The organism is Frankia sp. AgB1.9 (genome assembly GCF_016786355.1).
In the GTDB taxonomy this organism is placed as follows: domain Bacteria; phylum Actinomycetota; class Actinomycetes; order Frankiales; family Frankiaceae; genus Pseudofrankia.
On sequence record NZ_JADWYX010000129.1, the window covers coordinates 1 to 10551 of the forward strand.

Annotated in this window: 7 protein-coding genes and 1 pseudogene; 6 read left to right on the forward strand and 2 right to left on the reverse strand. The window is 73.7% G+C overall.

What is annotated here, in order from left to right; translation table 11 throughout:
• Nucleotides 1–1206, reverse strand: a 1206-nt coding sequence (locus I6A60_RS34420) for an MFS transporter (RefSeq protein WP_238436850.1), incomplete at its 3' end; no start/stop codon positions are given.
• A gap of 66 nt (nt 1207–1272) precedes the next feature.
• On the opposite strand from I6A60_RS34420, the gene I6A60_RS34425 reads away from it, so the two are divergent.
• The 4 genes and pseudogenes from I6A60_RS34425 (at nt 1273) to I6A60_RS34445 (ending at nt 5794) form a co-directional block, all read left to right on the forward strand.
• A complete protein-coding gene (locus I6A60_RS34425) occupies nt 1273–1902 on the forward strand; it encodes a TetR/AcrR family transcriptional regulator (protein WP_203019496.1) in 630 nt (209 codons plus the stop codon).
• A gap of 842 nt (nt 1903–2744) precedes the next feature.
• A complete protein-coding gene (locus I6A60_RS34435) occupies nt 2745–4010 on the forward strand; it encodes an NAD(P) transhydrogenase subunit alpha (protein WP_203019485.1) in 1266 nt (421 codons plus the stop codon).
• A 3-nt stretch (nt 4011–4013) separates the two neighbouring features.
• Nucleotides 4014–4298, forward strand: a pseudogene (locus tag I6A60_RS34440) (NAD(P) transhydrogenase subunit alpha); the annotation flags it as partial.
• A gap of 104 nt (nt 4299–4402) precedes the next feature.
• Complete coding sequence (locus I6A60_RS34445) at nt 4403–5794, forward strand: NAD(P)(+) transhydrogenase (Re/Si-specific) subunit beta (RefSeq protein WP_203019481.1); 1392 nt, start codon at nt 4403–4405, stop codon at nt 5792–5794.
• 121 nt (nt 5795–5915) lie between these two features.
• Here I6A60_RS34445 and I6A60_RS34450 read toward each other — a convergent pair whose 3' ends face one another.
• Nucleotides 5916–6545, reverse strand: coding sequence for a TetR/AcrR family transcriptional regulator (locus tag I6A60_RS34450; RefSeq protein WP_203019479.1), 630 nt, complete (start codon nt 6543–6545; stop codon nt 5916–5918).
• Nucleotides 6546–6835: 290 nt separating this feature from the next.
• Between I6A60_RS34450 and I6A60_RS34455 the strand changes: the two genes are divergently transcribed.
• Entirely contained in the window at nt 6836–7774 is a 939-nt protein-coding gene (locus tag I6A60_RS34455; RefSeq protein ID WP_203019477.1) for an SMP-30/gluconolactonase/LRE family protein, read from the forward strand.
• 88 nt (nt 7775–7862) lie between these two features.
• Nucleotides 7863–10430, forward strand: a complete 2568-nt coding sequence (locus I6A60_RS34460; RefSeq protein ID WP_203019475.1) for an ATP-binding protein — start codon at nt 7863–7865, stop codon at nt 10428–10430.
• The last annotated feature ends 121 nt before the right edge of the window (nt 10431–10551 follow it).

The window sequence follows — 10551 nt, forward strand, 5'->3', positions numbered from 1 at the left end:
GCGGCCCACCCGGCCGGCCACCATCCGGGGCCCCCGGGGCGCCCGCCCCGCCCCCCCCCGGCGGCGCCCCCCCGCGGTGAGCGCGATGGCCGAGCCGCCGCCGACGACCAGCGCCCACGGGGGCGGCTGCCGTCGCGACCGGTTGACGCCGATGCCGACCAGCGCCGCCCAGCCGGCCGCCGGCGTCATCGCGAAGCCGGCTGTCAGCACCGAGTAGTGCCAGACGTTCACCAGGACCAGTACGCCGAGCAGCAGCGACGCGTACAGCGCGGCGCCGAACAGCGCCGAGATGACGTTGGCGGCCGCGTAGACCGGGCTGCGCCACAGGTCGACCTCGATGGCCGGAGCCGGCTGGCGCGCCGACCGCGCCGTCGCGGCGGCGACGGCCAGCGCGCCGCCGAGCAGGCAGCCGAGGGTGGCCGGGCTCGCCCAGCCCCAGCGCTCGGCCTCGGTCAGCCCGAGGACGACGGCCCCGATGCCGGCGGCCAACAGGACGGTCGCGACCGGGTCCGGAACGCGGCGCACGCCGGCCTGACCGGCCGCTGCCGGCGGCGCGGCCGGCAGCCGGGCGGCACGTTCGAGCAGCCACAGCCCGATCGGCAGGTTCACACAGAACAGGGCCCGCCAGCCGACCGCGTCGACGAGCACGCCACCCAGGGCCGGGCCGGCCACCGCCGCGAGCCCGGCCGAGGCGCTCCACAGCCCGATGGCCGCGGCCCGCCGTTCCGGCGCCGTGTCGGCCAGCACGATCGCGAACGACGCCGGGATCAGGAGCGCCGCGCCGACGCCCTGGACGGCGCGGGCGACCAGCAGCACCGAGAGCGTCGGCGCCACGGCCGCGAGCAGCGAGGCCAGCGTGAACAGCGCCGCGCCGGCCACGAACAGCCGACGGCGGCCGAACAGGTCGGCCAGCCGCCCGGCGGGCGCGAGCAGTGCCGCGAACGGAACCCCGTACAGCGTGACGACCCAGGACACGGCCGTCACGCCGACGTGGAAATGGCTGCTGAGACTGGGGACGGCCAGGTTGGTGATCGTCGCGTCCAGGAAGGCGAGGAACGAGCCGCCGCAGGCGAGCAGCAGCGGCGTCCGGGCCCGCGGCCGGGCTGTCGGGGGTTGCTGCCGAGCGGGCGAGGCCGGCGAGGCCGGCGAGGCCGGCCGCGGCGACGACGTCGCGGCGGGCGGCGAGGAGGGGGTCGGCGAGCTCATGGACCGCAATTTAGCGAACGAACGTTCGTACTTCAAGAGCGAACGATCGGTCGGTATGCTCGCTGCGTGACCGGCCGCCGCTCCGCCGCCGACGCGCTGGAGACCCGCGCGGCGATCCTGCGTCGCGCCGTGGACGTCGCCTCCGTCGAGGGCCTGGAGGGCGTGACGATCGGGCGGCTAGCCGCTGACCTGCAGATGAGCAAGTCGGGCGTGATCGGCCACTTCGGCACCAAGGAGCAGCTCCAGCTCGCCGCGCTCGACTACGCCGCCGAGCGGTTCCGGGTGCGGGTCTGGGAGCCGGTTCACCATCTGCGACCGGGCCTGGAGCGGCTGCTCGGCGTCTGCGCCTCGTGGACCGCCCATGCCGCGGCGCCCGAGTTCGTCGGCGGCTGTTTCATCGCGGCGACCAGCTACGAGTGGGACGGCCGGCCCGGCTCGGTCCACGACGCGCTGGCCGCCGTCACCGACCGGTGGCGGCGCACCCTCGCCGCCGAGATCAAGAAGGCCGTCGCGGCGGGAGACCTCGCCGCGGACCTGAACCCGGCCGCTCTGGTGTTCAGCCTGGAGTCGCTCGCCGCCGGCATCAATCCCGCCCGGCAGCTCCACGGCGACACCGAGGCCGACACCTGGGCGCTGCGCGCGATGCACACCCTGCTCGGTGTTCCCGCCCCGCCCGTCGCGGCCGCCGCTTCTTGATCGCCGTTTCGGATTGAATACTGTATGAAATCTGGAAATCGTTTTCCGAAAGCCGGCCGGGTGTCGGCCGGGCTGCGGGTAGCCAGTCTTTCGGCGCCGGATCGAGTCTAGTCGGGTCACGTTCCGCTCGGTGAGCGCGGATGCTCCTTGTTGTGACGTTCCCAACCTGCGGGGACGTTGTGAACAACAGATTGCGGCGCCACGCGCCCGGGTTCTCGCAGGTCGTGGGCCACCCTGGCCGGCCGGTGCGTGCCGGCAGGTGCCGGTGCCCAAGGCGCCAGACGGCCCGCCGTGGCGGACCACATTCCCGACTGAGACACAAGTGATTGACCTGGAACCGCCGTATCGGTACCAAATATTCCCACCGCAATGGTGTCGGCGAGCGGGATGAACTTGGCCCGCCTCCGCCGGCGATTCGAGCACGCGCCTGCCCAGACGACTCCTGACCAGACCAACGCCTGACCAGACAGCCCGCCTGCCCAGACGACCTGCCCGCTCTCCCTTCCGCCAGCCGACTCATTCGCATCCGCGTCATGAGTCCCGAGCGCAATTCACATTGGTTTGCTCTGCGTCAAAAGCCCGCCGGAACACCGCCGGCGGGACGACCGGTGTTTCCCGCGTTCCACTCGCTCAGAGAGGTCACCCGTGTACCCACGACCAGCGGCACCACCATCGGCGCCAGGCGCCGGCCCGGCGGCCAGGCCCATCGATCACGACTTCACCCGCCGCGGCGTAGCCGCCCGCGGAATGACCAGGCAGGTTCGCCGTAGTTCCGGCCGGCTCGGTGGCGGCGGCGGACTTCTCGGCTCGGCCCCGCTCGTCAGGAAGGAGCACGTCGCGCGATGAGAATCGGTGTCGTACATGAGACCGCCGTGGGAGAGCGGCGGGTCGCGTTGATCCCGCAGGAGGTCGACGGGCTGCGCAAGGCCGGCCACGAGGTGCTCGTCGAGACGGGCGCGGGCGCGGCTGCCGGTTTCCCGGACGCCGCCTACGCCGAGCGCGGCGCGGTGATCGCCTCGGCCACCGACGTCCTCGGCGCCGAGGTCGTGCTCTTCGTCCGCGCGCCGGGGTCGGACCCGACCCTCGCGGACGCGCTGCTCGCCTGGCTGCGGCCGGGCCAGGTGACCGTCGGCCTCGCGGACCCGCTGGGCGCGCCCGCGGCCGCCGCGGCGATCGCGAGCGCCGGAATCACCAGCTTCGCGCTCGACCTGCTGCCGCGGATCACCCGGGCGCAGGCGATGGACGTGCTGAGCTCACAGGCCACGCTGGCGGGCTACAAGGCCGCGCTGCTGGCCGCCAGCAGGCTGAACAAGATCTTCCCGATGCTGACGACGGCCGCCGGCACGCTGCCGCCGGCGCGGGCACTGGTGATCGGCGCCGGCGTCGCCGGGCTGCAGGCGATCGCGACCTGCAAGCGGCTCGGCGCGGTCGTCTCCGCGTACGACGTCCGCCCGGCCGCCCGGGAGCAGGCCGAGAGCGTCGGCGCGACGTTCGTCGACCTCGGGCTGGACGCCGCGGACGCCGAGACCACGGGCGGCTATGCCGCCGCCCTCGGCGAGGACTTCTACCGCCGCCAGCGCGAGGCGCTCGGCAAGGTGGTCGCCGCCAGCGACATCGTGATCACGACCGCGCAGGTGCAGGGCGTGCAGGCGCCGATCCTGGTCACCGCCGAGATGGTCCACGCGATGGCGCCGGGCTCGGTCGTCGTCGACCTGGCCGCCGCCCAGGGCGGCAACTGCGAGCTGTCCGAGCCGGACACGGAGGTCGACGTCGACGGCGTGACGCTGCTCGCGCCGACAAACCTGCCGGCGACGGTGCCCGCGCACGCCAGCCGGCTGTACGCGAAGAACCTCACGAACTTCCTGAAGCTGCTGATCGTCGACGGCGCGGTCCGCCTCGACCTCGACGACCAGATCATCGCGGACACGCTCGTCACCCATGGTGGCGAGGTCGTTGCTCCCCGGGTGCGTGAACGTCTCGGCCTCGCCGCCGTCTCGCCCACCGCGCCAGCCGAGCCGGCTGGGCCAGCTGAGCCGACTGGGCCGGACGCTCCGGCAGGGCCCGCGGCGGGCCAGGCAACCGACGTCCCGACCACGGCTGGGAGCTGAGCCATGTCCACCGCGATCGAGAGCGGTCTCTACGTTTTCCTGCTGGCGAGCTTCGTCGGCTTCGAGGTGATCCGGCGGGTACCGCCGCTGTTCCACACCCCGTTGATGTCGCTGACCAACGCGGTCGCCGGCATCTCCCTGGTCGGCTCGCTGGTGATCGCAGGGTCCGACAAGGGCGTCGTGTCGACACTGCTCGGCACGATCGCCGTCACCGCGTCGACGATCAACGTCGTCGGTGGCTTCCTGATCACTGACCGGATGCTGAAGATGTTCCGCCCGCGCGGCGCGGCGCCCAAGGACGCGCCCGCCGGCGGCCCGAGCGCCTGGGACTGGCTGCGGGCCAAGGTCACGCGTACCTCGACGGCTTCCGTCGCGACGCCGGAGGTCGGCCGATGAACGACTACATCATCCCGCTGTGCTACGTCGCCGCCGGAGCCCTGTTCATCTTCGGTCTCAAGGGGATCACCCAGCCGAAGACCGCCCGGCGCGGCCTGCGCGCCGCCGAGGCCGGCATGCTGCTGGCTGTCGTCGGCACGCTGCTGCACAAAGAGATCGTCGACTTCAAGTGGATCATCCTGGCGTTCGTCGTCGGGTCCACGATCGGCGCGCTCATGGCGATCTTCGTCCCGATGACGGCGATGCCGCAGCGGATCGCGCTCTCCCACGCGTTCGGTGCGCTGGCGGCCGGTCTGGTCGGCACCGCCGAGTACTACAACCACCAGCCCGAGATCGGCGCGTTCACGATGACCGCGATCACGCTGGAGGTGCTGCTCGGATTCCTGACCTTCACCGGCAGCCTGATGGCATTCGGCAAACTGCACGAGATCCTGCCCGGCCGGCCCCAGGTCTACCGCGGGCAGAACTTCGTGAACCTCGGGACGCTGGCGCTGGCCGTCGCGGCGGGAGTCTGGCTCATCACCGACCCGTCGCGGACGTTCCTGTTCCCGGTGATCGCGGTGCTCGCCGCGGCGTTCGGCGTCATGCTGATCGTCCCGATCGGCGGGGCGGACATGCCGACCGTCATCTCGCTGCTGAACTCCTACGCGGGCCTCTCGTCGGTCGCGATGGGATTCGCCCTGGACAACAAGGCGCTCATCATCGCCGGTGCCCTCGACGGCTCGGCCGGTCTGCTGCTGTCGATCATCATGTGCCGGGCGATGAACCGCTCCTTCACGAACGTGCTCTTCGGCGCGTTCGGCCAGGCGGACACCTCGGCGGCCGCCGGCGGTGTCATCGAGGAACGGCCGGTCCGCAGCGCCACCACCGAGGAGGCCGCGATGCTGCTGGAGACGGCCCGCTCGGTCATCATCGTCCCCGGCTACGGCCTCGCCGTCGCCCAGGCGCAGCACCGGATCCGGGAGCTCGCCGACGCGCTTGTCCGCAACGGTGCCGAGGTCCGCTTCGCCATTCACCCGGTCGCGGGCCGGATGCCCGGCCATATGAACGTGCTGCTCGCCGAGGCGGACGTCCCCTATGACCAGATCCTCGACATGGACGAGATCAACGCGGATTTCGCCCAGACCGACATCGCGCTGGTCGTCGGGGCGAACGACGTGACCAACCCCGCCGCCCGCACGAACAAGGACAGCCCCATCTACGGCATGCCGATCCTCGACGTCGACGCCGCCCGGACCGTCATGGTCGTCAAACGCGGCATGAAGGCCGGATTCGCCGGCGTCGAGAACGAGCTCTACTACCAGGACAAGACCCTCATGATCTTCGGCGACGCCAAGAAGGTCGCCGAAGGCCTCGTGCACGACCTCGAGGCATCAGTTCGCGCCTGACCCCGCGCCGGCAGCCGGGTGACATCGGGGCAACGTGGCCCTGATGTCACCCGGCTCGCTGCGGGCCGCCTCCACGGGGTCAGGCCGGCGCGGTCAGGCCGAAGCGGTCAGGCCGAAACGGTCAGGTGGCGGCGCGCAGGGCGGCCAGGCCCAGGCGGTGCAGGAGGTCGGCCATCCGGGCGCGGCCGAGGCGGGCCGCGCCGCCGGTGGCGCTGTACGGGGTGGAGTTGAGCAGGCCGAAGGTCGCGTGGACGGTGGCGCGGGCCGCGTCCTCGGCCAGTTCGGGGTCGCGGGCCCGCAACTGCGCGACCCAGATCTCCACATACCTGCGCTGCAGCCGGCGCACCGACCGGGCCGCCGTCTCGTCCATGCTGGCGAGGTCCCGGTCCTGGATGCGGATCAGCTCGGGGGAGCCGAGCGCGAACGACACGTGCCAGCGCACCAGCGCGTCCAGGGCCTCGTCCGGGTCCGCCGCGGCGGTGGCCCGGACCGTCCCCTCGGCGAGCAGGCGCTCGCTGATCCCGACCAGCAGCTCGGTCAGGATGGCCTGCTTGCTCGGGAAATGCTTGTAGACCGCCGGCCCGGAGACCCCGGCCGCCGCCCCGATGTCGTTGATGCTGACCCCGTGGTAGCCCCGGTCGGCCATCAGCCGGGCGGCCGCGCCGAGCAACTGGTCCCGCCGTGCGCCGCCGCCGGGCTGTGACTCTGGTGACGCGGCCTCGGCGCGGGTCGGATCGGCGCGCCCAGGCATGCGGGCACATTACCGCCTGTGCCGGCGGTCCCGGCCGCTCGGGTTAGCAGCCGCTAACCTGATCCGGCCAGGGTGAGCCGCCAGATCGGACGCCCTGACTATCCCGATTTCGACAGGTCGGTGATGCCGGCCCGGCGCCCGCCGTTACGGTGTGGGCTCGGATTCCGTCGGTCGGCGTCTGCGTCGACTCACGGGGCGCCGTACTCGACGCCTGCCGCCTCGAACCCCCTGCCGCTTCCCGGCGCCCCGCCTCGTCGGCGCGGTGCCGCCTGTCGACGGATGGAGATTCCGTGTCGCCTTCCCCTGTCTCAGTGCTGCTCGACGGCCGAAGCTTCCTGGAGGCCCCGCGCTGGCACGAGGGCCGGCTCTGGGTCTCGGACCAGTACCTGGGGGAGGTCCTCGCCGTCGACCCGGAGACCGGGGACGCCGAGGTGATGGCCAGGCTGGACGGCGGCCACCCGGCCGGGCTCGGCTGGCTGCCCGACGGCCGGCTGCTGGTCGTCTCGATGATCGACCGGCAGCTGCTGCGCCAGGAGCCGGGCGGCGAGCTCGTGGTGCACGCCGACCTGTCCGGCTACTGCGGCGGCAGCCTGAACGAGCTGGTGGTCGACGCGCAGGGGCGCGCCTACGCGGGCAACTTCGGCTTCGACCTGATGTCCGGCGAGGCCAGCAAGCCGACCGTCCTGGTCCGGATCGACCCGGACGGAACCACGAGCGTCGCAGCGAAGGACCTGAACTTCCCGAACGGCACGGTCATCATCCCGCGTGGCGAGGCCGGTTCGACGCAGGCCGCCGGCGGTCCGTCCGACGTCGTGGCCACGCTGGTGCTCGCCGAGACGTTCGACAGCCGGCTGACCGCGTTCGACGTCACCGGCGACGGCACCCTGTCGCGCCCTCGCCTGTGGGCGGACCTGTCGGGCGGCGCGGGCCGGGTGGCCGAGCTGCCCGCCGACGACCGGCCGGCGGCCACCGACGGGATCTGCGTCGACGCCGAGGGCGCCATCTGGGTCGCCGACGCGTACCACAGCCGGGTGCTGCGGGTACGCGAGGGCGGCGAGGTCGTAGACGAGGTGCCGACCGGCGACGAGGGCACCTACGCCTGCGCGCTCGGCGGCGCCGACGGCCGCACCCTGTTCATCTGCACGGCCCGGTCGTTCCTGGACTCGGAGCGCGCGGCCACGCGGGAGGCCCGCGTCCTGACCAGCCGGGTCGACGTCCCGGCCGCCTGACCTCCACCGCCGGGCCGGGCGCGACCGGCCCGGCGGCTCCCGGATCCGGGGGTACCCGCCCGCCTGTTCACCGGATGCGCGATCGTAGATGTCCTACGGGACCGCGCAGGCGGCGTATTCGGTGGGGGACTGGATGACGGCCCGGGCCTTGGACGCGTTCGCCTCAGTCATCTTTCGGGGGCTGGCGGTACTGCGCGCGCTCGTGGTGCTGTACGCGGTGGCCTACGTGGCGGTCTGGTGGCACGACTGGTACGGCCCGCATCCGTGGCGGCTGGTCGGCCCGGCGCTCGTGCTCGGCTGGTCCGTCGCCTGGGTCGCCGTCGCAGCCCGTCGGGCACTGCCGCGCTGGATCGTCCTGGCCGACGTCGCGGTCGGCGCGACGATCGGGCTGACCGCGCCCTGGACGGTCCCGGGCCCGTCGCTCGGCGACCCGAGCTCCTGGGTCTTCTTCTCCGTCCTGCTCGCCGGGATGGGCGCGGTCTGCGCGTTGCGTACCCGCTGGTCGCTGGCGGTGATGCTCATCCTCGCGGTCGCGCACGCCGTGCCGGCCTATGACCACCGGCCGCCGGTTCTGACCTCGACCGGCCTGTTGCTCTTCATCTGCATCGCGCTGCGGCAGTCGATCGTGCTGCTGGTGCGGGTGGCGACGCAGGCGGACGCGTGGCTGGAGGCCGTCGGCGCCCGCGCCCGCGCCGAGGCGGTCGCCGCGGCACGGGCCCGCGCCGACCGGGCGCACGAGCGATTCCTGCACGACACGGTGCTGAACATGCTGGCCGGCATCGGCCTGGGCGGCGCCGGCCGCGCCTGCCCCCCGGCGACCGCGCCGGCCGTACCGGCCCAGCCGGCGCCGGCGCTGGAGGCGGTCCGGTCGCGCTGCCAGCGGATCGTCGACCAGGTGGAGCACCTGCTCGCCGGCGCCGGCGACGCCGCGGCTGGACCGCAGGACGACCCGGACGCGAACCTCGACGGGCTGGTCGCCGGCGTCGTCGACGAGGCGCTCTACGACGGGCTGGCCGTGGCTTACCGGTTCGTCCGGGTCCAGCGGCCGCGCTGGCGGCGCCCGGCGCGGGGCGGCGGGACCGCCGACTGCCCGAAGACGCCGGCCGAGGAGCCCCTGCCGGTCGACGCCGCCGCCGCGCTGGCCGCCGCGGTGCGCGAGGCGCTGACCAACGTCCGCCGGCACGCCGGCGTCGCGTCCGCCAAGGTCACCGTGATCCGTTGGCTGGACGGCGTGCGCATCCGGATCGACGACACCGGGGTCGGTTTCGACGCCGCCCGCTTCGACGCGGCCCACCTCGACCCGACCCCCGCCGAAGGCACCGGACCGTCGGCCGGCGGGGGCGACGCGGGCGACGACGTCGGGCGGGTCCGGCTCGGGCTGCGAGGGTCCGTGCACGGGCGGATGGTCGACGTCGGCGGGTGGGCGCGAATCCTCTCGCGGCCCGGCACCGGCACCCGGGTCGAGCTGCACTGGCAGGCCGCGCAGCCGGCGGTCGCCCAGTCGGAGCACGGCGCCGACCTGCGCCGCGACTACGAACAGGCGATCCGCCGCGGCGTCGGCATCGCGCTACTGACGGGCGTGGCCGTGCTCACGCTGCCGGCGATCGGTTACCGGGGCCATGCGCGCCTGCCGGCCGGGCCGCTGCATCCAGTCGCGCCGGTCGCGTCGCTGCTGCTGTGGGCGGTGGTCGCCGCCGGGGCGATCAGCACTGTTGTGATCATCAGGCGCCGCCCCCTCGACGGCCGTGAGGCACTGCTGGTGCTCGCCTTCGTCGCCCTGGTCATCCTGACCGGCGCGACGCTGGCCCCCGGCGACGAGGTGATCAGGATCTACGACTGGGCCGGGACGGTGGCCCCGACGGTCCTGCTGCTCCCGATCACGGTCTCCCGGCCGACCCGGCAGTGGGCGCTCGCCGTCGCGGTGATCGTCGGCGTCGAGCTGGCTGTCGGCCTGATGCGACTCGGTTCGCAGCCGCTGGACGTCGTCCGGCTACTGGGCCTGCTCTACGGCGTGTCGACGATCCAGCTGCTGGTGACGGTCGCCGGGCCGGTGCTGCGCGCGACCGCGGAGACGACGACGGCCGCGGCCGCGATGGACGCCGAGCTCGGCGCGAGCCAGGACGCCGCCGCCGCGATCCGCCGCGACCGCGCCCGCCGGCTCGCCCGCCTCAACCGGGACGTGCTGCCGCTGCTGCGCTCCGTCGGGGCAGGCGGCGCCGACCCGCGCGAGGAGACCGTCCGCCGGCTGTGCGCGAGCCGGGCCCGGGCGCTGCGCCGGATGCTGTCCGGCGGGGGCGGGCCCGCCGGTCCGCTCACCGAGCTGGAGACCGCGATCGACGCGGCCGAGGCGCGCGGCGCGATGGTGGTGCTCCAGGTCGCCGGGGAGCTGGCCGCCGTCGCCACGGACGTCCGGGAGGAACTCGTCGACCTGCTCAGCGAGACGCTGCGGTTGGCACCGCCCGGCCGGGTGACGGTGACGCTGCTGTGCGACGGCGGCGAGGGCTTCATCTCCTACCCCGCGGCGCCGGGCGGCGTGGCCGAGCCCCGGCGGGAGTCCCGGCTCGCGGCGCTGAGCGGCCTGGTGACCCGCACCGAGCTGGACGAGGACAACACCGTCGTCGAACTGCGCTGGCCGGTCACCGCCACGGCCGCCTAAGGCGATCCGCCGGAACCGGGCGCGGAGCGCCCTTCGGCGGCTCCGCCTGGTTCGGGCGCTGAGCGCCCTCCCCAACGTGATTCTGGGTTGGCGGAGATGGACGAGGCTGGCGCTGTCCAGG